Source organism: Burkholderia thailandensis E264 (assembly GCF_000012365.1).
GTDB classification, from domain to species: domain Bacteria; phylum Pseudomonadota; class Gammaproteobacteria; order Burkholderiales; family Burkholderiaceae; genus Burkholderia; species Burkholderia thailandensis.
This window is the reverse complement of the sequence record NC_007650.1, coordinates 2,817,090-2,842,589: the sequence shown is the minus strand read 5'-3', so window position 1 is coordinate 2,842,589 and position 25,500 is coordinate 2,817,090. Positions and strand designations below refer to the sequence as shown.

Sequence of the window (25,500 nt, the reverse complement as noted above, 5' to 3'; positions counted from 1 at the left end):
GTCGCTAACGCCGCGCCCGCCGCACCGCCGCCGCGTCCTTGCGCGCCTGCGCGAAGTGCGCGATCGCGTCCGTCACCGTCGGGAAAAAGTGGTCGGCGCCGATCTTGTCGAAGAGGCCGTATGTGCGCAGCCGGTCCTTGACCGGCCCCTTCATCTCCGCGAAAACCAGCGCGATTCGCCGTTCGGCGAGTTCGTCGCGCAGCGTCGCGAGCATGTCGGCGGCGGTGACGTCGACATCGGTGATCGGCTCGGCGGCGATCACGACGCAGCGCACCGGCGCTTCGGCGCCGGCGATCGCGTCGCGGACGTGATCGCGAAAGATCGTCGCGTTCGCATGGAACAGCGGCGCGTCCCAGCGGAACGCGACGAGGCCCGGCGTTCGGCGCGCTTCCGGATGGCGCGACACGTCGTGATAGCCGTGCATCCCCTCGACGCGGCCGAGCACGGCGTCATACGGATGCCACGCGCGCCAGACGAACGACAGCAGCGACAGCCCGACCGCGAGCAGGATGCCCGGCACGACGCCGAGCAGCACGACGCCCGCGAAGCACAGCACCGACACCGCGCATTCGCCGCGGCGCACGCGATAGAGCCGGACGATCGCGCGCACGTCGACGAGCGCGTGCGCCGAATAGACGACGACGGCCGCGAGCGCCGCGAGCGGCACGCGGGCGAGCAGCGTCGGCGCGACGAGCAGCAGCGCGATGCAGGCGGCGGCGACGACGCTCGTCAACTGCGTGCGCGCGCCGGCCGCGAGCGCGACCGGCGTGCGCGACGAACTGCTGGTGACCGCGCAGCCGCGCAGTGCGCCGGCGAGCAGGTTCGCCGCGCCGAGCGCGATCAGTTCCTGATTGCGATCGGTTTCGCTGCCGTCGTTTTGCGCGAACACGCGAGACAGCACGCTGATGTCGGCGACCGACACCAGCGCGATCGCGAGCGCGCCGGCAACGAGCCGGCTCGCGTCGGCGAGCGAGATCGGCGGCAGGCCGAACGGCGGCAGCGTTCCGGCGAGCGAGCCGACCAGCGCGATGTGCGCGTTCGCGACGTGCGCGTTCGCGACGTGCGCGTTCGCTCCGGCCGCGTCCGGCGCCGCGCCGAGCCACGCGGCGACAATCGACGCGCCGGCGACCGCGATCAGCATGCCGGGCCACGCGGGCGCGACGCGCCGCAGCAGCACGATGCCGGCGAGGCAGCCGCCGCCGAGCGCGAGCGACGCGAAGTCGATCCGGCCATGCGCGATGGTTGCGGCGATGCCGGCGACTTCGTCGACGAACGCGCCGCCGGGCGGCGTCGCGCCGAGCAGGCCGGGGAGCTGGCTCGCGATCAGCGTCAGCGCGAGCCCGTTCAGATAGCCGTACTGAATCGGCTTGGACAGCAGATCGGTGACGAAGCCGAGCTTCAGCAGGCCGGCGAGCACGCAGAAGCCGCCGGACATCAGCGCGAGCGCGGCCGCGAGCGCGACCGCGTGCGCGGGCTCGCCGTGCGCGAGCGGCGCGATCGCGCCGGCGATCAGCGCGGTGAGCGCCGAATCGGGGCCGAGCACCAGAATCCGGCTCGGCCCGAAGATCGCGTAGCCGAGCAGCGCGGCGATCGTCGCATTCAGGCCGGCGATGACGGGCAGGCCGGCCGCCTGTGCGTAGCTCATGCCGACGGGCACGAGCACCGCGGTCAGCGCGACGCCCGCGTACAGGTCCCGCGCGAGCCATGCGCGCGGGTACGCGCGCAGCGTCGCGACGCCCGGCAGCCAGCGGCGCCACGCTTCGCCGCCGCCGCCGCGCCGCGCGGCGTTGCGCCCGCGCGCGGCGCGCCCCCGTTCGATCAAGACACGACGTCCATCAGCGGACGCCGCGGCGCGTGCGCGACGATCGGGCCGCGTCCGACGCGCAGCAGCAGTTGCGGGTGCGCGTCGACGTGCAGCAGCGGGCGCAGCCTTTCGCGCAGCGCGTCGATCTCGATCGGCTGATTCAGATACGACGCGGTGAGCCCGGCGGCCGTCGCGACGAGCAGCACGCGCTCGAGCGCCTGGCCGGCCGCGACCCATGCGTCGCGGTCGTCGCTCGCGGTCGAGATGCCGACGACGAGCGGCGAGCCGTCGACGAGCTTGTGATGCATCGCCGCCAGGCCGCCGCCGAGATCGAACGTGCGGATCGCCGATGCGACGAGGGGCGTCGCGAAGTCGAGCAGCGCGGGCACGCCGGCCGCGAACGCGGGCATTCCGTCGTCACGGCGGCGCGGATGCACCCAGTTCGCGAGTTCGCGGCGAAAGCGCGGATCGGCGAACTGCAGGCGGTCGGCGTCGGCGATCAGCTCGGCGATCTCGTCGAGCGCATCGGGCGCGTCGACGCATGCGATCTCCGCGCCCTCGGCCGCGCCGGCGTCGACGAGCGCGCGCTGCACTTCGCACGGCACGGCTTCGTTCGCATACGGCGTGCGGGTGGTCACGCGCTCGACGATCGCATCGAACAGCGGCGCGAGGCGCTCGTCGTGGTAGCCGTGCGGGTCGAGCCGCACCAGCGCGATCACGTCGGGGTCGGACGTCGACGGGAACATGTCGATCACGTATGCGAACCCGAAGCGGCTCAGCGCGACGCGCAGGTTCAAGAGCGCCGCGCCGCAACTGATGAGCAGCTCGCGATCGTACGGATCGACGACGGACAGCGCGCGCAGCCGGTCCGCGCACAGCATCACCGACCCGTCGCCGAGAATGAAGCGCCACGGCTGCGTGTTGTGGCTCGACGGCGCGAGGATCGCGTAATGGATCGCGAGGCGCAGCTTGTCCTCGACGCTCGCCGACGGATCGAACGGCGGAATGGCTTCGTGCGGCGTCGTCTGGAGCGTGGATGTTTCCATGTTGCGGGTCTCCTGTCGGGAGGCGCGGCCGCGTGCGGACGGGGACGACGCGCCGGAATGCGTGGGCGATGCGGGCTGCGCAGCGTCGAATTCAGTCTATGGAGCGGCCGTCGGGCGGGGCTTGACCCAGATCAACGGCGCAGGGGCGGTGAGTCGAGCCGGCATTCGGTTTTGGGGGCGGAGCGTTCTTCGGCGTGGCGGCGCGATGCGTTCGCGCAAGCGATGCGCCGCGCGTATGGCCGGGCCGTCGCCGCAGTCGCTGTTGCGATGCACCGCGGGCCGCTGCGCGAGGGCCGGGCGGCGCGCAGCGGCGTCAGCACGTTGCGGGCGCGTTCGCATCGGCGGCATCGAGCGCGTCGAGCGCCGGCCGCCAATATCCGGCCGACCGGATCGTCGCGAGCGGCACGTCGGTATCGAAGCCGATCGTGCATGCGCGTTCGCCGGCGTCGAGCGGATCGGCGGTCGCGAGTTGCGTCGCGAGCACGGCCGCGCCCGCGTCCGAACGGTCGTTCCGCGCGGCGGCGCGCGCGTCGACGCGCCGCTCGAGGCACGCGCGGCTCGCATGGAAATCGAGAATGAACATGGGCACGCCGGTCTCGCGCGCGAGCGCGGCGAAACGCGCACGGCGCGCATGCGACAGAAACGTCGCATCGACGAGCGCCGTGTAGCCGGCGCGCAGCACGTCGCGCGCGAGCGCGCGCAGGCGCTCGTATTGCGCGTCGATCTGCTGCGCCGTGTACGCGCTCGCGGCAAGCGGCCGCGCGTCGACCGCCGCGAACGGCCGCGCGCGCTTGCGCTCGCTGTCGCTCGACAGCCGGATCGCGCCGGATACGTCGGCGAGCGCGCGGCTCGCCACCGATTTGCCCGAGCCCGAATAGCCGTGGCACAGCAGCAGGCACGGGCGGCGCGCGCGGGCCGCGTGCGCGGCGGCGTCGACGTACCTGCGTGCGCGCTCGGCGCGCGCGGCCGCATCGTCTCCCGCGCGCATCGTCGCGACCAGCGCCCGCACGAGCGCGCGATACGCGACATACAGCGGCAATGCGGCGAGACCGGCGAAATCGCCCGTCTCGTCGAGCCAGCGGTTCAGCAGCCGGTGCGCGAGATCGGCGCGATCGTGCGCGTGCAGATCCATCAGCAGGAACGACAGATCGTTGATGACGTCGATCCAGCGCAGCGCGTCGTCGAAATCGATGCAGTCGAACATCAGCGCGTCGCGGCCGTGCTTCACGACGTTGTCCAGATGCAGGTCGCCGTGGCACGCGCGGACGTAGCCGTCGGCCCGCCGTGCGTCGAGATGCGCGGCGAGTTCGTCGCATCGCCGCGCGCACCACGCGCGCAGCGCAGGCGGCAGCGCCGGGCCGAGCGCGCGCTCGAGCGGCGCGAGCACGTCGTCGATCTGCTTGCGCAACTCGCGTGCGCTGCCGTACGCGCGCCGCGGGACGTCGCGCGGCGCATGCAGATGGTAGGCGGCAAGGCGTGCCGCGGCGGCGTCGATGTCCGCCGCGCCGAGCGCGCCGCGCGCGAGCAACCGTGAGAACAGCATCCGTTCGTCGAAGCGGCGCATCCGGACGACGTGATCGACGGCCGCGCCCGCGCCGAACAGGCGTAAGCCGTGCGCGCGGCGCACGACGGGGCCCGTCGCGAGATAGATCGGCGCGGCGAGCGGGCGGTTCAGCGCGAGCTCCGCTTCGCACGCTCGGCGGCGCGCGGCGAGACCGCCGAAGTTCGCGAACCCGAAGTCGAATGGCTTCAGGCGCTTGTAGGCGAAACGCCCGACGAGATAGACGACGGAGATGTGCGTCTCGATGCGCACGATGCGGCCGGCCGGATGCGGGTAGGTGGACGCGCGGCGCAGCGTCGCGTCGAGTTCGCGCGACAGGCGGCGCGCCGCGCGTTCGCGCACGGCACGCCGCCGCAGGCCGTCGCCGCGCATGGCGGTCGTGCGCGCGAAGCCGCGCGGGCGGCGCGGCACGTCGGCGTAGGCGTATTTCGCGGGCTTCGGCGAACGCGAGCGGCGCATCTCGTCACCTCCGTGGATCGTGGTCGCGCGGGATGGGGCGCGGCCTGCCACGCGGCTGCCGTGGCGTCGAAACCGCCGCGCGGCCATCGCGCCCGTCGTCATTCGACCCGATTGCGCCGCGCGCCGGCTTGACATGGGTCAAGCGCCCGCGCGCCGCCGCTTCTCCGGGCCGCTACGCGCCGCCGCCGTCGCCCGATCGCGCGTCGCGCGCAAGATCCGTGCGCCGTATCGCGACGCTCTTCAGCTTCGCGCGCCACGCGGCAAACAGCAACGCGTTGACCTCCTCGAGCGAGTAATGGCTCGCCAAGGTCAGCGTGTTCTCGATTCCCGCGTCGACATACGGCTGCAGCGCCGCGCGCATCGCGAGGCGCTCGCTCGGCGAGACGTCCGCGTCGGTCGCGAAGTAGTCCGGCAGCGCGGCGCGCTCGCCGCGCAGCGACCGGAACAGCCGGTGCGCATGATTCTCCGCGCGCATCCCCGGCGCGCCGGAAGTGCCCGCGCCCGCGCGCACCGTCCGGTGCTCGATCCACGCGCGCGCCGGCTCGATGCCGGGCGAGCAGTTGTCGCCGAACGCGAGGCTCACGCCGGCGACGGGCGCGAACGACGTCAGATGGCTGTTGCGCAGCCCGTCGCGCTCGACGGCGTGGCAGACCGCGTGCGGCAGGGGCGGCCCCGCGCGCAGCGCGTCGAGATGCGCTTGGCGGTCGCACAGCGGATACGCGCCGCGCTCGGCGGCGAGTTCGGCCGACGCCGCATACGCGTGGTTGCGCAGGTCGGACGCGACGTAGCGCGCCATCTCGCGCGCGGCCGGCGAATCGTAGCGCAGCCGCATCATCGCGAGCATGTCCGCGAGCCCCGTCACGCCGACGCCGATCCGCCGCTTCTGATACGACTCGCGCGCGTGCGCGGCGAGCGGCCAGCGCGTGACGTCGAGCGCGTTGTCGAGCAGGCGCACCTCGACGCGCACCGCCGTGTCGAACGCGGCGAAATCGAAGCGCGGCTCGCCGCCGGCGCCGAACGGATTGCGCACGAAGCGCGACAGATCGATCGCGCCCAGCATCGCGCTGCCGTACGGCGGCAGCGGCTGCGCGCCGCACGGGCTCATCGCGCCGATGCGCTCGTGGCCGCGCAGCGGATCGGCGGCCGCGATCGCGTCGACGAACACGAGGCCGGGCCCCGCGCCGTCGCGCGCGGCCGACACGATCTCGCGCCACAAATGGCGCGCGGGCACGCTCGCATACGTCCATGCGCCGTCCTCGGCGGGCAGCGCGCCGCTCGGCGCGTCGCGCGGCGGCGCCGGATGCCGCAGCGCCCACGGCAGATCCTGCTCGACCGCCCGCATGAACGCGTCCGTGACGGCCACCGCAAGCCCGAGCGTCGTCCAGCGCGCATGCCCGCGCTTGGGCCCGCACTTCGCGGCGGCGAATGCGGGCAGATCCGGATGATCGCAGCGCAGCACCGCGAGCTGCGCGCGGCGGCGGCCGTCGCGCTCACCCGCCTGCGCGCCGATGCGCTCGAAGCGCTCGAGCGCCGCGCACACGCCGGGCGACGCCGGCTGGCCCGAGTCGGGCCGCGCGCTCGCGGGCGGGATGTCCGAGAAGTCGTAGCCGATGTCGGCGCCCATCGCGAGCGCGAGGCGCGCTTCGTCGAGCGCCTCGTCGAGGTTCGGATGAAAGCGCGTGAGCGCGGCGGGCGCGCGGATCGGATGCACGAAGCAGCTCGCCATCGTCTGATCCGGCGCGGCGCCGGCGCGCGCCATCACGCGGCTCGCGCCGAGCGCGCCGTTCAGCAGGTTGCGGTAGAAGCGCCGCGCGGCGCCCGAGCGCGTCGCCACCGGCTCCGCGAGCGCGAGCGCGCGAGCGACCCGCGCGCACGCCTGGGCGCGCGAGTGCTCGCCCGGCAGCGCGTAGCGGTCGGCGAATACGGTGTCGCAGATCGGTTGGTCGTCCATGACGCCGATCATGCGGACGAACGAATCGGCGTGGCGAGCGGCGCGTGTGCGTTTGTTGATCGTCCGCAAGCGGCATGCGCGCGCGCCGCGCGCGGTAGTTCGTCGCGCGGCGCTGTGCGGGGCTCAATGCGCGATTCGGTGCTCGGGCTCGGCGCTCGGCGCGGCGCGAGGCGGCTCGCCGGCCGCGCGCCGCGCCGCTTCCGCGCGCGTCCAGAACGCGTCGAGCGCCGGATGGATCGAGTGCCGCCAGCGCGGGCCGAGAAAGAGGTCGTAGTGATCGCAGTCCGGCTCGGTGATGCGCTCGCGCCCGGCGTCGGGCACCGCGTTGCATAGTGCGTGCGCCGCGTGCGTCTGGCCGGCGCCGGCAATGTCGTCGCGGCCGCCTTCGATCGTGCAGAGCGCGGTGCGCGTGAGTTGCTCCGGCGCGACGCGGCGGCTGCCGATCGACCAGCGGCCTTGCGCGAGCAGCCGCTCGTGGAAGATCACGCGAATCGTGTCGAGGAAATAGCGCTCGGTCATGTCGAGCACCGCGCCGTATTCGTTCATCTCGCGCATGCAGCGCGCGGCGCACGCGAGATCGCCCGTCATCCACGCGGCCCAGTAGCGGCTCTCGAGCGACACGCGCCGCTGCGGATGTGCGACGACGATCGCCGCGTGCTGGATGAAGCCCGGATAGACGCGCCGCCCCGCGCCCGCATACGGCGGCGGCACGACGTCGATCGCCGCGCAGCGGAACCAGTCGAGGTCGTGTTCGAGCGCGAAGCGGTCGACGAGCGTCGGGTGCGAGCGCGTGTCGATCGGGCCGCCGAGCAGCGCGACGCTCGCGACGTGGACGCCGCGCGCCGCAAGCAGCGCGGCGGCCGCGAGCGCGGGCACCGTCGCCTGGCAGACCGCCATCACGTGCAGCCCGCTTTCGGCCGCGCCGGCGATGAAGCGTTCGAGCGTGCACACGTAGTCGTCGAGGCCGAACGCGCCCGCGTCGGGCGGGACGTCGCGCGCGTTGCGCCAGTCGGTCACGTAGACGTCGCGCGTCGCGAGCATCGTCTCGACGGTCTCGCGCAGCATCACCGCATGGTGGCCGGCGAGCGGCGTGCACAGAAAGACCGCTGGGCGCGCGGCCGCGCCGCCGTCGAGCCGGCGGGAGAACTTGCGCAGCGCGCAGAACGGCGTGTCGTCGACGACCCGTTCGTCGACCGGGACGGCCGCGCCGTCGATCATGACCGACGCGATCGCGAACGGCGGCGGCTTGGGGATCGCATCGGCCGCGTGCGCCATCGGGCCCCATGTCGGCCAGCCGGCCGAGCGCGCGCTCGCGTTCGCGCGCTGCGCGGCGCCCGTCCACGGCTGGCATGCGCGGAAGAACTCACGTTGCGCTTCGAGCCACGCGTACAGCATCGGATCTCCTTGCTGGCGGTACGGGAACACACTGCCGCTGCCGCAGCGGCGCGCGCGGGCCGCGGGAAGGGCAACGCGCGGCGACGGGCCGGCCAGCGGCGCGCGCGGCCGAACGGCGGGCGGCCGCCGGGCGCTTGCGGCGCCGAGGCGCCCGACGTCGCGAAGCGTGCCGGAGACGGCGGCCGCGCGCGGATTCGCATGCCGCGACGCAGCGCGTTCGACGCCGATCGGATTCGGACAGCATAGGCCGGCGAACGCCGCATGGCCAGATTAAAAGCCGGGCGCGGCGGACCATTGACGATCGTCAAGCAGATCGCGGCCAGGCGCCGGCGCATGGGGCGGGCGATCGCCGCACGGGCGCTGAAATGGGGGCAGGTGCCGGTGCGCGCCGGCTCCGGTGAATGGACGGCCGCTGCGGTCGCTGCGGCCGTGATGCGGCCGTGACGCGGACGTGACGCGGCGGTCGGCGGGATTCGCGCCGCCCGGGGGCGCGTGGCCGGGCATTTAGGCGCTCCGCCGTCATCCCGGCGGCGGGCCGCGATGACAGCGGCGGTCGCCGTCGCGCGATCGTTCGGCGCGGGACGTTGCGGCGGCGCGGGCGCGGTGGCATCGTGGCGTGACCGGATTCGCGCGCGAGCGCCGCGCGGTTGCAGCGACATGCGCGATTGATGCGCGTCAACGCCAGCCGTCCGGCCGGGCATACGCTATCGAGCATTCGGCCGGGCCGCGCGAGCCGCGCTGCGGCGGCGCGCGAAACCGGAGCGCTGCCGCTCGCCCGTTCACGCGCCCGTTCGTTCGCCCGTTCGCGGAGCGCCGCGCGCGGCGAAGCGGGGAATCGAGGCTTCACGGCAAGATCCGGCAGGCAGCACGGCACGCATTGGCTGGCCGCCGCCGCGCAGCGCGCGACGGACCGATGCGGCAACGCGAAACGCGGAGGACATGATGGCAGCGTTCGACGAGCATCAACTCCAGGTTCTGGGCGCTTTGCTGCGCGCATGCCGGCAGGCGCTTCAGGCGGACGTGCGCGCCGGCGAGCGGCAGCGCGCCGACGAGCCGTATGCGGACCTCGCGGGCCCCGCGCCCGACGAAGGCGATGAGGCGAACGCGGACTTGTTCGTCGACGTCGACCACGCACTGATCGGCATGAAGCTTGCCGAGTTGCGCGAAGTCGACGCGGCGCTGCAACGGATCGCGCGGCGCGATTACGGCTTTTGCGCGGACTGCGGGCAGCCGATCGCCTATGAGCGCCTGCTCGCGCGCCCGACCGCGCTGCGCTGCGCGCCGTGCCAGCGTGCGCACGAGCGGCGGTTCGCGACGCAGCCGAGGCCGTCGCTGTGAACGGCGCCGGCCGTTTGCACGCCGCGCGCCGCGCGGCGATGGGAGGCGCCGATGCGTGAGTTCGACTATCTGCTCGTCGGCGGCGGCATCGCGAGCGTCACCGCCGCCAGGACGCTGCGCGGCGAGAACGCGCCGGCGAGCATCGCGATCCTCTGCGGCGAGCCCGTGCTGCCGTATCAGCGCCCGCCGCTCAGCCAGGAATTCCTGATGGGCGCCGCGCAGCCCGCGAGCATCGCGCTGCACGACGCGGCGTTCTATGCGTCGCAGCGCATCGACGTCGTGCTCGGCGCGCGCGCCGAGCATCTCGATCTCGCGAAACGGATCGTGCGCGCGTCGAACGGCGGCGCGTTCCGCTACCGCAAGCTGCTGATCGCGACGGGCGCGAGCGCGAAGGTGCCGGCGCTGCCCGGCATCGGGCTCGACGGCGTGCACGTGCTGCACACGGTCGCGCAGGCGCAGGCGCTGAAGGACGCGACCGCGCACGCGCGCCGCGCGACGGTGCTGGGCGGCGGCTTTCTCGGCGTCGAGATCGCCGCGACGCTGCGGGCGCTCGGCCTGCAGGTGACGCTCATCGAGCGCGCGCCCGATGTGATGCCGACGCTGCGCGCGCCGGCGCTCGCGAGCCGTTTCGAGGCGCTCTGCAAGGCGCGCGGCATCGACGTGCTGACGAGCCGCGAGGTGCGCCGCGTGCTCGGCGCGCAGCGCGTCGAGGCGGTCGAGACGAGCGACGGCGGCACGCATCCGTGCGACCTGTTCGTCGCGGCGGTCGGCGTCACGCCGAACTGCGGCTGGCTCGACGGCAGCGGCCTCGCGCTCGGCGACGGGATCGAAGTGGACGCGTTCCTTCAGACGGCCGATCCGGACGTGTTCGCGGCGGGCGACGTCGCGCATTTCGACGATCCGATCTTCGGCGTGCGGCGGCGGATCGAGCACTGGGACAACGCGGTGCGGCAGGGCCGGATCGTCGCGCGCAACATGCTCGGCTACCGGCTGCCGTATCGCGACGTGTCGATCTTCTACGGCAGCGTGTTCGGGCTGTCGTACAACCTGCTCGGCTATCCGGTCGGCGCGACGGAGACGATCGAGCGCGGCTCGTTCGACGATGCGTCGTACACGCTGCTCTATCTCGCCGACGACGTGCTGCGCGCCGCGTTCACGATCGACCGGCCGGCCGTCGAGATCGCCGCGATGAACGATGCGGTCCGGCTGCACGTGAACGTCGCCGAGCAGAAATCGAAACTGAGCGATCCGAACTTCGCGCTCGACAAGCTGCCGGTGCAGACGATCCTGATCCTGCAGGGCGGCGGCGCGCTCGGCGCGTTCGAGTGCGGCGCGATCAAGGCGCTGGAGCAGCACGGCGTGCGGCCCGACGTGATCTCCGCGGTGTCGATCGGCGCGTTCAACGGCGCGATCGTCGCGAGCCATCCGAAGGGCGCGTCGAAGGCGCTCGAGGCGTTCTGGCGCGAGCTGTCGATCTCGCTGCCGCTGCCGCACGGCTCGCAGTGGCATCAGGCGTGGCTGTCGTCGTACGTGCTGTCGTGCGGCGTGCCGAATTTCCTGAAGCCGCAATGGTCGCAGCTCGGCTTCGGCGCCGATCAACTGCGCGCGAAATGGACGAGCTTCTTCGACGCATCGTCGATCGAGAAGCTGATCGCGCGCTACGTCGATTTCGATTCGCTCGGCATGAGCCCGACGCGCCTGCTGATCGGCGCGGTCGACGTCGAGACGGGCGAGCCGCGCATCTTCGACAGCTACGTCGATCGCCTGAGCCCCGCGCATGTGCTCGCGAGCGGCAGCCTGCCGCCGGGAATGCCGTGGACCGTCGTCGACGGCCGGCCGTACTGGGACGGCGGCGTCGTCAGCAACTCGCCGCTCGATCTCGTGATCGCGCGGTGCGGCCAGATTGGCGGGCGCGTGTTCATCGTCGATCTGTTCTCGGGCTCGAAGACGCTGCCGACGAACATCGTCGAAGTGATGCTGCGCCGCGAGGAAATCGCGTACATGGACCGCGTGCGCAACGATCTGCGCCTCGAGGAGTACGCGAGCGATTTCCGCGATCTCGTCGACGGCATCCTTGCTCACGTCGATGCGCCGACCGCGAACGAGATCCGCCAGCAGCCGCTGTACATCCGGCTGATGGGCAATCGCGCGGCGCTCGATATCGCGCGGATCACGCTGAACCGGGACGGGCGGCTGTCGTTCATCGAGGATTACGATTTTTCGTCGGACGCGATCGCGCAGCTGCAGACGCAGGGCTATGACGCGGCGCTCGCCGCGCTCGCGAACGACCGCGCGCTGCGCCGGCGCGGGCGCCGTGCCGCGTGACGCGCATGGGCCGCCCGGCGCGCGCGGCGTGGCGCGGCGGGCGGCCGTTCGCGCGTTGCGCCGCGGATGCTTGGCGCGGACGAATCGCGCCCGGCACGGCGCGATGCGATGCGCGGCGGGCCTCGCTCGCATGGGCGAATGCGCTGCATTCGCGCCCGCCGCGCCCGCATTCGTCCCGCATTCGTCCCGCTCACGTCCCGCCCGTGCGCGGACTCATGCCGCGACGCGTTCCTCCCCGGCGCTGTTCCACTGCTGCTCGCCCGCCGCGGGCACGTGGTTCATCGCATGCTCGGCGAGCGCGGTGATCGTGAGACTCGGGTTGACGCCGAGATTCGCGCCGAGCACCGAGCCGTCGCAGATGTACATGTTCCGGTAGCCGAACACGCGGCCGCGGCCGTCGCACACGCCGTCGCGCGCGTCGCGCGCCATCGCCGCGCCGCCCATGCAATGCGCGGTCATCGGCACGTTCAGCAGGATCTCGGTGAGCGAGGTCATCGGCACGCCGCCGAGCGCGCGCGCGGCCTTTTGCGCGAAGTCGTTCGCGGCCGGGATGTAGGCGGGAATCTTCGCGCCGGACGTCGCGAGCTGCTTCGAGAACGGCCAGAACCAGCGGCGCTTCAGCCGCATCGTCAGGTGTCCTTCGAGCGTCTGCATGCAGAGGAAGATCATCGTCTCGCGCGCGAAGCCGCGCGGATCGATCATCCGCCATGCGGTCAGCGGCCGCGTGAGGACGAGCTTCGCGAGCGCGCCGAGCCATACGAGCGGACGCAGGCCGCCCGGCGCGCCGCGCGTGAGCACGGTCGTGAGCAGTCCCATCGTGTCGGAGCCCGACGGATAGCGGGTGGCCTCGATGTGCGTGTGCTCGTCGATGTAGATGCCCGAGCCGATGGCGACGCCCTTCGACAGATCGACGCGCGATTTCGGAAAGCGCACGCCGATCAGCGATTCGGCGTTCGTGCGCACGCGCTTGCCGAGCGCGTCCGACAGACGCGGGAGCGAGCGCTTTTCCTTCAGACGCATCAGCAGATCCTGCGTGCCGAGCGACGATGCGGCGAACACGACCCCGCGGCACGTGACGCGGCTTTTCGCGCCGCGCGCGCCGGCCGCGAGCGACACCGCGTCGACCGCGTAGCCCGCCGCGCCGTCGTCGCGCGCGTCCAGCGGGCGCACGTCGACGACCTTCGTTTGCTCGCGCACCTGCGCGCCGAGGCGCTCGGCGAGGTACAGGTAATTGCGGTCGAGCGTGTTCTTCGCGCCGTGGCGGCAGCCGACCATGCAGCCGCCGCAGCCGATGCACGACGTGCGCTCGGGGCCCGCGCCGCCGAAGTACGGATCGGCGTAGCGGGTGCCGGGCGCGTCGGCGTCGCCGCCGAAGAACACGCCGACCTCGGTCGGATAAAAGCTCTTCTCCACGCCGATCAGCTTCGCCATCTCCTTCAAGCGGAAATCGGCCGCGTCCATCCGCCGGTTCGTGACGACGCCGAGCATGCGCTTCGCGGTGGCGTAGTGTTCGGGCATCACGCGCTCCCAGTCCTCGAGGCCGGCCCACGTGCCTTCGCGCCACACCTTGTCGGGCGGCACGAGCAGCGTGTTCGCATACGTGATCGAGCCGCCGCCGACCGCATTGCCGTGCAGCACGACGACGTGCTTGAAAAAGCGCATGCTGAAGAAGCCGCGCAGCCCGAGCGCGGGGCGCCATTGCCAGCGCGACAGATTCCACGTGCTTTCCGGCAGGTTCTCGGGCGTCCAGCGACGGCCCTGCTCGATCACGAGCACGCGATAGCCTTTCTCGGACAGACGCAGCGCCGCGACGCTGCCGCCGAAGCCGGAGCCGACCACGACGTAGTCGTAATCGTAGGACTGCTGCTTCATTCGGTTCACCTTTTTGATTGTTCGAACCCGCCGGCGCGCGGACGGTTCGTCTCCCTGTTTTCCCGCTGCCGCGCGATGCGGTGCACGGCGTGCGACGCGCATCCCCGCGTCTCGCGGCTTACGCTGCTTATCGCCGCATATCCTCTCCGCCCCGGCGGCTCTCGCGCGCGCCGCTCGGGGCCGCGCATTCCCGCGCGAACCCCGTAGTGTCGAGCGCGTTGCGCCGAGCATCAATTCGAAACGCAGCGTGCGCGTTAGCGCGTTGATTTCCCGCTCTTTTGCGCGGCGATTCAAACGGACGCCGACGAAGCGATGCGCGGGGCCGGCGCCGCGCGCTTGCCGGCCGCGCCGCGCTGATCCAGGGTCTCTGCCCCTGAACCGAACGATGCACGGGCGCCACGTCGATCCCGAGAAAACTGCTTCGCGTCGCATATGGCCTGATCGCGCTCGCCGCACCGAGCGGCGTCCGGGCCAACAACCCGCAATATCTGCTGCTCGGCGCGGCGGCCGTCGGGCCGCGCTTCCTGCTCGACGCGCTCGCGAATCCCGCGAGCCGGCCGATCACGGTCGACATCTTGCTGCTCGGGCCGCGCTGTTCCTCCGGTTCGCGCTCGAAGCGCGGGGCCTCGCGATGCGCGGCGCGTGGATCTACATCGCACTGAGCGCCGCCGTGGCGATCAGCGTTGCGTTTTCGCCGTTCCTGATGCGTTACGAACGCGCGCGCGCGGCCGCGAACCGGCCGATGCCGGAGACGCGCAGCCTGCGTGCGGGCGACATCCCCGGCCTCGCGCCGATCGCGGCGTTCGCGATCGGCTACGGCGCGGCTGCAATGCCGCGCGCATGGCGGCGGACACGGCATGCGTCACGCCGGCGCGTGCTCGGCGCGCTCGACGATCGCGCGGTGCGTGACGACGATCTGCTCGCGCAGCCAGCGCAGGCCGGGCTGCGCATCCTGCTGCCGATGCCAGATGAGGCTCACCTGGATCGGCGCGATGTCGATCGGCAGCGGCGCGATCTGCAGCGCATAGACATCGGCGAACCGCTCGGCGAGCCGGCGCGGGATCGTGCCGAGCAGGTCCGATTTCGCGACGAGCGCGGGGATCGTCAGATAGTGCGGCACCTGCAGATGCACGACGCGCCGCACGCGCGCGGAGCCGAGCACGATCTCGAGCGGCGAGCCGCGCCTGTCGCGCGGCTGGATCGATACGTGCCCGCTCTCCTCATAGCCGCGCAGCGCGAGCCCGCCGGCGAACGCAGGATGGCCGGCGCGCCCGATCACGACGAGATGCTCTTCGTGCAGCGGCTCGTAGCAGAGCTCCGGATTGTCGAAATGCAGATAGTCGATCGCGAGATCGAGCGTGCCCGTCGTCAGCTGCGCGGGAATCGAGCCGGCGTCGTCGCTCTGCACCGAGAGCATCACGTTCGGCGCGCGCGACTTGATGTGCGCGAGCAGATCGGGCAGCAGCACCGTTTGCCCGTAATCGTTCATCGACAGCTTGAAAAGATGATGCGTGTCGAGTTCGAAATCGGTTTGCGGGCCGAGCCCGATCTGCAGCAGATACAGCGCTTGACGAACCGGCTCGTACAGCGCGCGCGCCTGCGCGGTCGGCGTCATGCCGCGCGCGGTGCGCGTGAAGAGCGACTCGCCCAGTTGCTGGCGCAGCCGCGTCAGCGCATTGCTGACGGCCGGCTGGCTCATGTGCAGCCGCACCGCGGCGCGCGACAGGTTCTGCTCCTGCATCAGCGCGTCGAACACGAGCAGCAGGTTCAGGTCGAGCTGACGCAGATTCTGGATCATTCGGCGGCGCTCCGGGAGGGGTGCATGCCGCGCGCGGCATCCGCTCGGCACGCGCGAGCGCGCGTACGCGCCGCGCGCCGTTGTGCCGACATGCGCGACATGCGCGACATGCGCGACATGCGCGCGCGGCGTTCGCAATCGGCTGGATCGTTCGACATATCGGCGCGGCGCATGATCGAATTCAGTTCGGTGAATAAGTCAAATCACGATGCTCGATTGGAGAAATCATCGGGGCTACTCTAATCTGCGGTCAAGCCGGCGCGCGTCGGCGCGCCGCGCATGCCGCACAGCCAGGAGACGAAGATGACCCAGGACGTGACCGTATTCCGCGCGCGCTATCGCGCGAACGTTCACCCGCGCTACAACGCATGGCTGCACGGCGGCTTCGTTCTCGCGTACGGATGCGCGGCGATCGCGTTCTTCCTGAAAGACGTCGCGCGCGTGAGCGCCGTTCAATGGGCGAGCGTGCCCGCCGCGTTCCTGCTGTTCAACTGGCTCGAATTCACGATTCACCGGCACGTCGGCCATGTCAAGCGCCGCTTCGGCGCGATGTTCTACCGCCGGCACACGGGCGACCATCACAGCTTCTTCGCGCACGGGCAGATCGCGTACCGCGATGCGCGCGACTGGCGCGTGATCCTGTTTCCGGCGTGGTTGATCGTCGTGTTCAGCGTCGGTCTGTTCGCGTTGCACGCCGCGCTGAGCCGTTTCGACGCGAACGTCGCGGGGCTTGTCGCGAGCACGATGCTCGGCGGCTATCTGCTGTACGAATGCATGCATGCGTGCGAGCATCTGCCCGACGCGCATCCGCTGTCGAAGTGGCCGTGGATTCGGCAGATGCGCGCGCTGCACCGGGTTCATCATCGCGACGATCTGATGCGCGCATGCAACTTCGACGTCATCTGGCCGCTGATGGACTGGCTGCACGGCACGCTCCGATGGCGCGCGGAGCCCGGCGCCGACATGTCGACGCGGATGCGGCACGAGATCGACATCGCGCGCGATCGCGCGGACGTGCTCGCGTATGCGAGCGATGCGTCGCGCTGGCCGCAGTGGCATCCGTCGTCGCTGCACGTCGACGGCCCGGCGGGCCCGCTCGCGGCCGGCAGCCGTTTCGACGAGGACGTGCGCGCGGCAGGGCGCGTCGACCATCTGCACTGGGATGTCGTGCGCACCGAACCCGGCGCGCTCTGGCAGGCGCGCGCCTCGAACGAGGCCGGCAGCCTGCGCATCCTGCTGACCTACGAGTGCCGGCGCAGCGCGCACGGCACGCGTTTTGCCCGCACGCTGCACTATCATTCGCCGAACCCGCTGCTGCGGCTCGCGAACGCGCTCGTGATGCGCCGGCGTGTCGAACGCGAATCCGCGCATTCGCTGACGCTGCTGAAGCGGCGGCTCGAAGCCGCGTGCGACGAATGACGGCGCGCGCATGCGGTAGCCGTTTGCCGGCCGGCTCGCCTGCTTGGCGAGCGCCGTCGCGTGGACGCGCGCGCGGCGCATGCCGGGCGCGCCCGATGGTCCGCCGCGCGGCGCAGGTCGTGCGGCGCGTCGTTCGTCACGCCGGCCGAATCGCTTGGACGGCGCGCGGCGCGCATGTCACGCATGTCACGCGCGCCGGAGTCCATCGCGCGTGCCGCGCGCACCGGGCCTGTCGTCGCTTCGTGCGCGCTCACGCCCAGAGCCGCCGCGTCGCCACTTTCCCGATCCCGCGGCGAATGCTGCCCTCCAGCACGTGCCGAACGATCGGCGCGACGAACGGCACCTTGCCCTCGAACGTGATCACGTAATGGAAATACGTGCGGCGCTCGTCGATCGGAACGAAGCGCATCACGCCGAGATGGTCGCGCAGCGGGCTGCCGCGCGTGATCCGGTATTCGATGCGTTCGTTTTCCTGATAAGCAGTCACCGTCTCGACGAACGGCGGCGCGCCCGGCACGCGCATCTCGCGCGCCGAGCCGACGCCATTGCGCGCGGGCTCGCCGTCGCTGATCCGGCGGATTCTCGCGGGCGAGAAGATCGACTTGAGATTCTCGTGCTCGCTGAAGAAGCGGAAGACCTGCTGAACCGGGGCGTCGAACTCTTCTGCGATTTCTATGCGTTGCTGTTTCATATGAAGGTCGCGTTTCGAGGGTTGAGGGGCGGCCGGCGTGCAATCGAGCGGTGCGTCGCTCGATTGCACGCCGGCTGATGCTGCGGTGCGCCACGGCAGCGGGTTTCGTCGCACACGTGATGACGATGACATTGATCAATGTCATCGTCAATCGGGACGAATGCCGTGCGGATGCAGCGCGAACGGCGCAGACAGCGTCCGCGCGGGCTTCGGCGTTGGTGCGGTCGAATGGCTGCGCCGCGCGAAAGCCGGGGCCGGAACGGCGCAAATCGCGTGCGCGCGGCGATTCGCGGCGGCGGTTCGCAAAGGCGGCGTTCACGCGGTACTCGGCCGGCGCTCAGTTCGCGACGCCGCCGCCGGGCCGAGCATCGCGCACCCATCGGCCGAACGCGCCGGCGAGCGCGCTCGAGATGCTGGCGGCGTGCGACGGAACCGGCGAGAAGCGAGGCGTCAGCGCTGCGACGCGTCGCAATCGACGTACTCGATGTACCCCCGGCCGCTGCACGCGCGGCCCTTGACGAAGCCGTCGAAGCGATAGCTCGAGACATAGCCGCGCCCGTGGCCGAAGCGCCAGGGGCAGTCGATCGTGGCGCGCAGTTCGAGCCACGGCCGGCCCGCGCCGTCGCGCGCGGCCCACGACAGCCGGTGCGGCAGCCGCATGCGCCGGCCGTCCGGCGCGCTCGCGGGCTCCGGCCGGTATTCGTCGACGGCGAACGCGACGCCGCGCTCGTGAATCTCGGCCGTGCCGTCGAGCGCGCGCAGATGGATGCCCCTGAACGCATTCTCGCCGAGCACGCGCACTTCGGTCAGCAGCAACTGGATGCCATCGCCGAGGTTCACGATCTGATACGTGAAGAAATCGAGCGGCAGTTTCCAGCGCTCGCCGATCGGCTTTGCAAACCACGCTTGCGGCGTCGTCGTCCGCGCGTATTCGAACGTGCATAGCGTATCGAGCGGCATCGTGCGGCCATCGTGGCGGATCGTGCCCGAGCACGTCGCGAGCAGGCTCAGATGGTCGTATGCGACGTTGCGGACGAACCACGACGCGATATCGGTGCAGTCGATCCCGACGTCGAGGCCGAAGTGTGCGTAATCGGCCCGCACCGTGTAGCGCGGGTACGCGCCCGCGATCGTCAGGTCGTCGCCGAACGCGACGACCGTGCTCGCACGCCGCACCGCGCAGTCGCGCGCGATCGAGTACGCGCGATAGTGATGCGCGCCGTCGGCGGCCGTCGACGACAGCACCGTCGCGACGTCGCGCGGATCGCCGTCGACCAGGTAGTCGTTGTCGAACGCGACGCTGCCCGTTGCGCCGAGCAGCGTCATCACGTTGCAGTATCGATGCGGTTGCGGCAGTTCCGGAAAGAAGATGCCGTAATGCGTGAGCCCGTGGCGCTTGTCGCGCACGTGTGGCACGAGCATGTCGGGCGTGACGAACGGGCGCGTCGACGCCTCGGCCGCGCGATCGATTCTCGGCAGCAGCGCGGTGACGACGATGCGCGCGAGCGCCGACATCAGCGGGCTCGTGCGCGTGGCGGCGGCGGGCGGGGCGTTGTCCGGGGCGGGGGGCGAGTTCATGGGCGAAAGCAGGCGGCGGCGTGGCGATGATTGGGAATCCGGGCGATGTCGCGCGCGGGCGGTTTCCCTGTCGTGAATGAGCGGATCTCGCGCGCCCGCGCAGGCCGCGCGGGCGATGCGAGAACGGTCGAGGCGGGTGCGCGCCGGCTCGTCGATATTCACATCGATCGATGTCGCGTTTTGGGGAGTCTAGGACGAAACGCGAAACCGCGGAAATTGATGATGGTGATAAGCGATATTCGGATCGCGATGCGCGGCCGTTCTCCGCATCGGCGCGCGCACGCACGCGCATAAGTCGTCACGCGAGTGGGGGAATCGCGCGCGGCGCGTGCCGGCCGCGCGATACGCGAACGCCGGACGGGGCCGAACGCGCGAACGCGCTTGCGCGCCGCACAAAAACGAACTCGGCGAACGCGCGCGCCGCATGCACGGCAACATGCCGCGCGCTGTCGCATCCGCAGCATGCGGCGCGCGCGATCGACGCCGTGCGAACGAGCGTGCTAAGCGGTGTCATAACATTCCGGCGACCGTTTGAAAATCGGGGCGACTCCGAGTCCGAAGAAGCTTTCACCACGCGCGATAACTTTGTTACGCTCTGCGACGAAGCGTGCGACAAAATCAAACGTGGAGACAATTGAATGAGCCAGTACGGGCCATTGCGATTGCATGTGCCGGAGCCTACAGGGCGTCCGGGATGCAAGACCGATTTTTCTTACCTGCGCCTGTCGCCAGCCGGCAAGGTGCGCAAACCCCCCATCGACGTCGCCCCCGCCGACACGAGCGACTTGGCCTATGGCCTCGTGCGCGTGCTCGACGAGCACGGACGCGCCGTCGGGCCCTGGGCGCCCGACATCGACCCCGACATCTTGCGCAAAGGCATCCGCGCGATGCTGAAGACGCGCATCTTCGACGCGCGCATGCAGATCGCGCAGCGCCAGAAGAAGATCTCGTTCTACATGCAGTGCCTCGGCGAGGAAGCGATCGCGGTCGCGCACACGCTCGCGCTCGAGCGCGGCGACATGTGCTTTCCGACGTATCGGCAGCAGGGAATCCTGATGGTGCGCGACTATCCGCTCGTCGACATGATGTGCCAACTGATGTCGAACGAGCGCGATCCGCTGAAGGGCCGCCAGCTGCCGGTGATGTATTCGACGCGCGAAGCGGGTTTCTTCTCGATCTCGGGCAATCTCGCGACGCAGTTCATCCAGGCGGTCGGCTGGGCGATGGCCTCGGCGATCAAGGGCGACACGCGCATCGCTTCCGCGTGGATCGGCGACGGCGCGACGGCCGAAGCCGATTTCCATACCGCGCTCACGTTCGCACACGTGTACCGCGCGCCCGTGATCCTGAACGTGGTCAACAACCAGTGGGCGATCTCGACGTTCCAGGCGATCGCGGGCGGCGAGGGCGCGACCTTCGCCGGGCGCGGCGTCGGCTGCGGCATCGCTTCGCTGCGCGTGGACGGCAACGATTTCCTCGCGGTCTACGCCGCGTCCCGCTGGGCGGCCGAACGCGCGCGCCGCAACCTCGGGCCGACGCTGATCGAATGGGTCACGTATCGCGCGGGCCCGCACTCGACGTCAGACGATCCGACCAAGTACCGCCCCGGCGACGACTGGACGCACTTCCCGCTCGGCGATCCGCTCGAGCGCCTGAAGCGCCACATGATCGACATCGGCGTGTGGTCCGAGCAGGAGCACGAGGATACGAAGGCCGCGTTCGAGGCCGAGGTGCTCGCCGCGCAGAAGGAAGCGGAGCGCTACGGCACGCTTGCCGACGAGCGCGTGCCGAACGTCGCGAGCATTTTCGAGGACGTCTACAAGGAGATGCCCGCGCACCTGCGCCGGCAGCGCCAACAGCTCGGGGTTTGACAGCGATGACGACAGCAGGCAAAGAAGGTCCGGCGAATTCGCCGATGACCATGATCCAGGCTTTGCGCTCGGCGATGGACGTGATGCTCGAGCGCGACGACAACGTGGTGGTGTTCGGGCAGGACGTCGGCTATTTCGGCGGCGTGTTCCGCTGCACGGAAGGACTGCAGAACAAGTACGGCAAGTCGCGCGTGTTCGACGCGCCGATCAACGAAGGCGGCATCGTCGGCGCGGCGGTCGGCATGGGCGCGTACGGGCTGCGCCCCGTCTGCGAGATCCAGTTCGCCGATTATTTCTATCCGGCGTCCGACCAGATCGTGTCGGAGGCCGCGCGGCTGCGCTACCGGTCGGCGGCCGAGTTCATCGCGCCGCTGACGATCCGCATGCCGTGCGGCGGCGGCATCTACGGCGGCCAGACGCACAGCCAGAGCCCCGAGGCGATGTTCACGCAGGTGTGCGGGCTGCGCACCGTGATGCCGTCGAATCCGTACGACGCGAAGGGGCTGCTGATCTCGGCGATCGAGAGCGACGATCCGGTGATCTTCCTCGAGCCGAAGCGGCTCTACAACGGCCCGTTCGACGGCCATCACGAGCGGCCGGTGACGCCTTGGAGCAAGCATCCGGCGAGCCGCGTGCCCGACGGCTACTACACGGTGCCGCTCGATTCGGCGGCGATCGTGCGCGCCGGCGGCGAGGTGACGGTGCTCACGTATGGGACGACCGTGCACGTGTCGCTCGCGGCCGCCGAGGAAACCGGCATCGACGCCGAGGTGATCGACCTGCGCAGCCTGTGGCCGCTCGATCTCGACACGATCGTCGAATCGGTGCGCAAGACGGGGCGCTGCGTCGTCGTGCACGAGGCGACGCGCACCTGCGGCTTCGGCGCGGAACTCGTCGCGCTCGTGCAGGAGCACTGCTTCCATTGGCTCGAAGCGCCCGTCGAGCGCGTGACCGGCTGGGACACGCCGTATCCGCATGCGCAGGAATGGGCGTATTTCCCGGGCCCGAACCGGGTCGGCGACGCGCTGCGGCGCGCGATGGAGAATTGACATGGGCATCCACGTCATCAAGATGCCGGATATCGGCGAAGGGATCGCGGAGGTCGAGCTCGGGCTGTGGCACGTGAAGATCGGCGATCGCGTGAAGGAAGACCAGGCGATCGCCGACGTGATGACCGACAAGGCGTCGGTCGAGATTCCGTCGCCCGTCACGGGCGTCGTCGTCGCGTTGGGCGGCAAGGAGGGCGACGTGCTCGCGGTGGGCAGCGAGCTCGTGCGGCTCGAAGTCGAAGGCGACGGCAATCACAAGGGCGGCGATGGCGCGCTCGCCGGCGCGGCGGCGAACGGCGACGCGCGCGGCGAGGCCGCGGCGCGGGAGCGCATCGCCGACGCCGCGCATGCGCATGCGGGCGCGGCATCCGTGCGCGGCGAGCGCGATTTCGACGCGCCGCGCGCCGCATCGAGCGACGCGCCGAACGCGAAAGACGAGCGCGATCACGATCGCGCGGATCGCGAACACAGCGACGAGCGCGAAGCGCGAAACGCATCGCGCGGCGCGTTCGCCGACGCGCGGCCGGCCGCGCGCGAGAGCGCATCGCCGCCGCCCGCGCGGCGGCCGGGCGAGCGTCCGCTCGCATCGCCCGCGGTGCGCAAGCGCGCATGGGATCTCGGCGTCGAGTTGCGCTACGTGCACGGCACGGGCGAGGCGGGCCGGATTCTGCACGAGGATCTCGACGCGTACCTGCAAGGCCGCGGCGCGGCCGAGCCGCGCGCGCGCGGCGGCCACGCCGCGTACGTCGAGCGCCACGACGAGGAGGCGGTGCCCGTGATCGGCCTGCGCCGCAAGATCGCGCAGCGGATGCAGGACGCGAAGCGCCGCATTCCGCATTTCAGCTACGTCGAGGAGATCGATGTCACCGAACTCGAAGCGCTGCGCGCCGAGCTGAACCGCAAGTACGGCGACATGCGCGGCCGCCTGACGGTGCTGCCGTTCCTCGCGCGCGCGATGGTGATCGCGCTGCGCGACTTTCCGCAGATCAACGCGCGCTACGACGACGAAGCCGGCGTCGTCACGCGTCACGGCGCGGTGCATCTCGGCGTCGCGACGCAGAGCAAGGCCGGCCTGATGGTGCCCGTCGTGCGCCACGCGGAGGCGCGCGATCCGTGGGCGATCGCCGCCGAGATCGCGCGGCTCGCGGACGCGGTGCGCGCGGGCCGCGCGGAGCGCGACGAGCTGTCGGGCTCGACGATCACGATCACGAGCCTGGGCGCGCTCGGCGGCATCGCGTCGACGCCCGTCATCAATTCGCCGGAGGTCGGCATCGTCGGCGTGAACCGGATCGTCGAGCGGCCGATGTTCCGCGCGGGCGCGGTCGTCGCGCGCAAGTTGATGAACCTGTCTTCGTCGTTCGATCATCGCGTGATCGACGGCATGGACGCGGCCGAGTTCATCCAGGCCGTGCGCGCGCTGCTCGAGCAACCCGCCCTTCTTTTCGTGGAATGATTCGATGAGCGACACCAAGACAACAACCCTGCTCGTGATCGGCGGCGGGCCGGGCGGCTATGTCGCCGCGATTCGCGCGGGGCAGCTCGGCGTGCGCACGATTCTCGTCGAGCGCGACAGACTGGGCGGCACGTGCCTGAACATCGGCTGCATTCCGTCGAAGGCGCTGATTCACGCGGCGGGTGAATTCGACAAGGTGCGCGGCTTCGCCGGCGATTCGCCGCTCGGCATCCGCACCGAGGCGCCCGCGATCGACATCGCGCGCACGGTGGCGTGGAAGGACGGCATCGTGAAGAAGCTGACGGGCGGCGTCGGCGCGCTGCTCAAGAAGAACGGCGTCGAGGTCGTGCACGGCGACGCGCGCGTCGTCGACGGCAAGACCGTCGAGGTCGACATGGGCGACGGCGCGCGCATGCGGATCGAATGCGAGCATCTGCTGCTTGCCGCGGGCTCCGAGCCCGTCGAGCTGCCGGCGATGCCGTTCGGCGGCAATGTGATTTCGTCGACCGAGGCACTGTCGCCGCGCGTGCTGCCCAAGCGGCTCGTCGTCGTCGGGGCCGGCTACATCGGGCTCGAGCTCGGCATCGCGTACCGCAAGCTCGGCGTCGACGTGACCGTCGTCGAGGCGCGCGAGCGCATCCTGCCGATCTACGACGCGGAGCTGACGAAGCCCGTTGCCGCTTCGCTCAAGCGCCTCGGCGTGCGCGTGCATCTCGGCCACGAGGTGCTCGGGCTGAACGCGCGCGGCGATGCGGTGCGCGTGCGGGACGACAGGCACGAGCAGACCGAACTCGCCGCCGACCAGGTGCTCGTGACGGTCGGCCGCCGTCCGCGCACGCAGGGCTGGGGGCTCGAGACGCTGCAGCTCGACCGCGCGGGCGCCGCGCTGAAAATCGACGACGCGTGCCGCACGTCGATGCGCAACGTATGGGCGATCGGCGATCTGACGGGCGAGCCGATGCTCGCGCATCGCGCGATGGCGCAAGGCGAGATGGTCGCCGAGATCGTGGCCGGCAAGAAGCGCCATTTCGTGCCCGCCGCGATCGCCGCGATCTGCTTCACCGATCCCGAGGTCGTGTCGGCCGGGCTCGCGCCCGACGAAGCCGAGCGCGCGTTCGGAGAATGCCTGAGCGCGTCGTTTCCGTTCGCCGCGAACGGCCGCGCGTTGACGCTCGAAGGCGCGGACGGCTTCGTACGCGTCGTCGCGCGCCGCGACGATCACCTGATCGTCGGCTGGCAGGCGGTGGGCGTCGGCGTGTCCGAGCTCGCGGCCGCGTTCTCGCAATCGCTCGAAATGGGCGCGCGCCTCGAGGACGTCGGTGGTACGATTCATGCGCACCCGACGCTCGGAGAAGCGGTGATGGAAGCCGCGCTCCGCGCGCTCGGCCACGCGTTGCACATCTGAAGCACGCATTCGCGATCACGCGCGCACAGCGCGGATCGCGTCCGACATCAACGACGCCGGGACGCGTCGCGATCCCGGCCATCAGGCACAGAGGCGAGCGAGGGCGAATGGCGATCTCCAACATCCATTACGACGAAAACTAAGCGGTACGGCGACGTGCCGGACGCGTTCGCGCGTCGCGGGCTGCGCCGGCCGACGCGTTTCGTTCGCCATTCCGGCGCGCGCCGCCGGTGCGCGGCTTTGCGCCTCGCGCCGGCGGCGCGCCGCTTGAGCGAACGCAGCCTCTGCCGCGCGCGTCGCGCGCGTTTTCGCCTTCGGTGCGCCGTGCCGGCGTACCGGTTCCAGCCCAGATAACGAGGCCCGCCGGGCACGCCGGCGTCCGACTCGCCCGCGCATCGCGCGGGCGTGCCCTTCCTTTTCCCTTTGCTCGACTCCGCTTGACGGCGGCAGCGCCGCTGCCGCGCGACTGATCACCACCGATGGCC

The 25,500-nt window shown here is 71.1% G+C and carries 18 protein-coding genes; 8 read left to right on the top strand and 10 right to left on the bottom strand.

Features of this window, described 5'->3' with window-relative positions:
- Positions 1-4 precede the first annotated feature (4 nt).
- From BTH_RS11890 to phaZ, 5 genes are all read right to left on the bottom strand, one after another.
- Entirely contained in the window at positions 5-1,822 is a 1,818-nt protein-coding gene (locus BTH_RS11890) for a SulP family inorganic anion transporter (protein WP_009894381.1), read from the bottom strand.
- Entirely contained in the window at positions 1,819-2,850 is a 1,032-nt protein-coding gene (locus BTH_RS11885; protein WP_009894379.1) for an Acg family FMN-binding oxidoreductase, read from the bottom strand. The genes BTH_RS11890 and BTH_RS11885 overlap by 4 nt, the downstream gene beginning before the upstream one ends.
- Positions 2,851-3,163: 313 nt before the next feature.
- Positions 3,164-4,972 carry a bifunctional aminoglycoside phosphotransferase/ATP-binding protein gene (locus BTH_RS11880; RefSeq protein ID WP_025370019.1) on the bottom strand — a complete coding sequence of 603 codons (1,809 nt, stop codon included), beginning with the start codon at positions 4,970-4,972 and terminating at the stop codon, positions 3,164-3,166.
- Between the two features lie 70 nt (positions 4,973-5,042).
- Positions 5,043-6,890, bottom strand: a complete 1,848-nt coding sequence (locus BTH_RS11875) for a ribonucleotide reductase (protein WP_009908202.1) — start codon at positions 6,888-6,890, stop codon at positions 5,043-5,045.
- A 54-nt stretch (positions 6,891-6,944) separates the two neighbouring features.
- Positions 6,945-8,216, bottom strand: a complete 1,272-nt coding sequence (gene phaZ / locus BTH_RS11870; protein WP_009894372.1) for a polyhydroxyalkanoate depolymerase — start codon at positions 8,214-8,216, stop codon at positions 6,945-6,947.
- A gap of 294 nt (positions 8,217-8,510) precedes the next feature.
- Between phaZ and BTH_RS34460 the strand changes: the two genes are divergently transcribed.
- From BTH_RS34460 to BTH_RS11855, 3 genes are all read left to right on the top strand, one after another.
- Entirely contained in the window at positions 8,511-8,660 is a 150-nt protein-coding gene (locus BTH_RS34460; RefSeq protein ID WP_009894369.1) for a hypothetical protein, read from the top strand.
- A 498-nt stretch (positions 8,661-9,158) separates the two neighbouring features.
- Entirely contained in the window at positions 9,159-9,554 is a 396-nt protein-coding gene (locus BTH_RS11860; RefSeq protein ID WP_009894367.1) for a TraR/DksA family transcriptional regulator, read from the top strand.
- A 51-nt stretch (positions 9,555-9,605) separates the two neighbouring features.
- Positions 9,606-11,879, top strand: a complete 2,274-nt coding sequence (locus BTH_RS11855) for an FAD-dependent oxidoreductase (RefSeq protein WP_009894365.1) — start codon at positions 9,606-9,608, stop codon at positions 11,877-11,879.
- A gap of 213 nt (positions 11,880-12,092) precedes the next feature.
- On the opposite strand, the gene BTH_RS11850 is transcribed toward BTH_RS11855, so the two are convergent.
- Together BTH_RS11850 and BTH_RS11840 are read right to left on the bottom strand one after the other, a co-directional pair.
- On the bottom strand, positions 12,093-13,751 hold the full coding sequence (locus BTH_RS11850; RefSeq protein WP_009894364.1) for a GMC oxidoreductase: 1,659 nt from the start codon (positions 13,749-13,751) through the stop codon (positions 12,093-12,095).
- Positions 13,752-14,613: 862 nt separating this feature from the next.
- Positions 14,614-15,549 carry a LysR family transcriptional regulator BsrA gene (locus BTH_RS11840; RefSeq protein WP_009901598.1) on the bottom strand — a complete coding sequence of 312 codons (936 nt, stop codon included), beginning with the start codon at positions 15,547-15,549 and terminating at the stop codon, positions 14,614-14,616.
- Between the two features lie 303 nt (positions 15,550-15,852).
- On the opposite strand from BTH_RS11840, the gene BTH_RS11835 reads away from it, so the two are divergent.
- Positions 15,853-16,968, top strand: a complete 1,116-nt coding sequence (locus tag BTH_RS11835; RefSeq protein ID WP_009894361.1) for an SRPBCC family protein — start codon at positions 15,853-15,855, stop codon at positions 16,966-16,968.
- A 250-nt stretch (positions 16,969-17,218) separates the two neighbouring features.
- Here BTH_RS11835 and BTH_RS11830 read toward each other — a convergent pair whose 3' ends face one another.
- Both BTH_RS11830 and BTH_RS11825 read right to left on the bottom strand, forming a co-directional pair.
- Positions 17,219-17,659: an SRPBCC family protein gene (locus tag BTH_RS11830; protein WP_009894360.1), complete on the bottom strand. Its 441-nt coding sequence runs from the start codon at positions 17,657-17,659 to the stop codon at positions 17,219-17,221.
- Positions 17,660-18,109: 450 nt separating this feature from the next.
- On the bottom strand, positions 18,110-19,237 hold the full coding sequence (locus BTH_RS11825; RefSeq protein ID WP_009894354.1) for a DUF6670 family protein: 1,128 nt from the start codon (positions 19,235-19,237) through the stop codon (positions 18,110-18,112).
- Positions 19,238-19,875: 638 nt separating this feature from the next.
- Between BTH_RS11825 and BTH_RS11815 the strand changes: the two genes are divergently transcribed.
- The 4 genes from BTH_RS11815 to lpdA are packed head-to-tail and all read left to right on the top strand — an operon-like array spanning position 19,876 to position 25,015.
- Positions 19,876-21,108 (top strand): 3-methyl-2-oxobutanoate dehydrogenase (2-methylpropanoyl-transferring) subunit alpha, encoded by a 1,233-nt coding sequence (locus BTH_RS11815; protein ID WP_009901586.1) that lies wholly within the window; start codon positions 19,876-19,878, stop codon positions 21,106-21,108.
- A 5-nt stretch (positions 21,109-21,113) separates the two neighbouring features.
- A complete protein-coding gene (locus BTH_RS11810) occupies positions 21,114-22,157 on the top strand; it encodes an alpha-ketoacid dehydrogenase subunit beta (RefSeq protein WP_009894351.1) in 1,044 nt (347 codons plus the stop codon).
- 1 nt (position 22,158) lies between these two features.
- The gene (locus BTH_RS11805; RefSeq protein ID WP_009894350.1) at positions 22,159-23,610 is read left to right on the top strand and encodes a dihydrolipoamide acetyltransferase family protein; all 1,452 of its coding nucleotides are present in this window, start codon (positions 22,159-22,161) and stop codon (positions 23,608-23,610) included.
- Positions 23,611-23,614: 4 nt separating this feature from the next.
- Positions 23,615-25,015, top strand: a complete 1,401-nt coding sequence (lpdA, locus tag BTH_RS11800) for a dihydrolipoyl dehydrogenase (protein WP_009894349.1) — start codon at positions 23,615-23,617, stop codon at positions 25,013-25,015.
- Between the two features lie 81 nt (positions 25,016-25,096).
- Here lpdA and BTH_RS35650 read toward each other — a convergent pair whose 3' ends face one another.
- Positions 25,097-25,492 carry a hypothetical protein gene (locus tag BTH_RS35650; protein ID WP_009908194.1) on the bottom strand — a complete coding sequence of 132 codons (396 nt, stop codon included), beginning with the start codon at positions 25,490-25,492 and terminating at the stop codon, positions 25,097-25,099.
- Positions 25,493-25,500 lie beyond the last annotated feature (8 nt).

What these genes read in the sequence shown, in the direction of transcription:
- BTH_RS11880 (WP_025370019.1), bottom strand. Translation starts at nt 4,972, where the DNA reads ATGACGACGGGCGCGATGGCCGCGCGGCGGTTTCGACGCCACGGCAGC.
- BTH_RS11815 (WP_009901586.1), top strand. Translation starts at nt 19,876, where the DNA reads ATGAGCCAGTACGGGCCATTGCGATTGCATGTGCCGGAGCCTACAGGG.
- lpdA (WP_009894349.1), top strand. Translation starts at nt 23,615, where the DNA reads ATGAGCGACACCAAGACAACAACCCTGCTCGTGATCGGCGGCGGGCCG.
- phaZ (WP_009894372.1), bottom strand. Translation starts at nt 8,216, where the DNA reads ATGCTGTACGCGTGGCTCGAAGCGCAACGTGAGTTCTTCCGCGCATGC.
- BTH_RS11850 (WP_009894364.1), bottom strand. Translation starts at nt 13,751, where the DNA reads ATGAAGCAGCAGTCCTACGATTACGACTACGTCGTGGTCGGCTCCGGC.
- BTH_RS11830 (WP_009894360.1), bottom strand. Translation starts at nt 17,659, where the DNA reads ATGAAACAGCAACGCATAGAAATCGCAGAAGAGTTCGACGCCCCGGTT.
- BTH_RS11840 (WP_009901598.1), bottom strand. Translation starts at nt 15,549, where the DNA reads ATGATCCAGAATCTGCGTCAGCTCGACCTGAACCTGCTGCTCGTGTTC.
- BTH_RS11885 (WP_009894379.1), bottom strand. Translation starts at nt 2,850, where the DNA reads ATGGAAACATCCACGCTCCAGACGACGCCGCACGAAGCCATTCCGCCG.
- BTH_RS11825 (WP_009894354.1), bottom strand. Translation starts at nt 19,237, where the DNA reads ATGAACTCGCCCCCCGCCCCGGACAACGCCCCGCCCGCCGCCGCCACG.
- BTH_RS11805 (WP_009894350.1), top strand. Translation starts at nt 22,159, where the DNA reads ATGGGCATCCACGTCATCAAGATGCCGGATATCGGCGAAGGGATCGCG.
- BTH_RS11855 (WP_009894365.1), top strand. Translation starts at nt 9,606, where the DNA reads ATGCGTGAGTTCGACTATCTGCTCGTCGGCGGCGGCATCGCGAGCGTC.
- BTH_RS11860 (WP_009894367.1), top strand. Translation starts at nt 9,159, where the DNA reads ATGGCAGCGTTCGACGAGCATCAACTCCAGGTTCTGGGCGCTTTGCTG.
- BTH_RS11835 (WP_009894361.1), top strand. Translation starts at nt 15,853, where the DNA reads ATGACCCAGGACGTGACCGTATTCCGCGCGCGCTATCGCGCGAACGTT.
- BTH_RS11810 (WP_009894351.1), top strand. Translation starts at nt 21,114, where the DNA reads ATGACGACAGCAGGCAAAGAAGGTCCGGCGAATTCGCCGATGACCATG.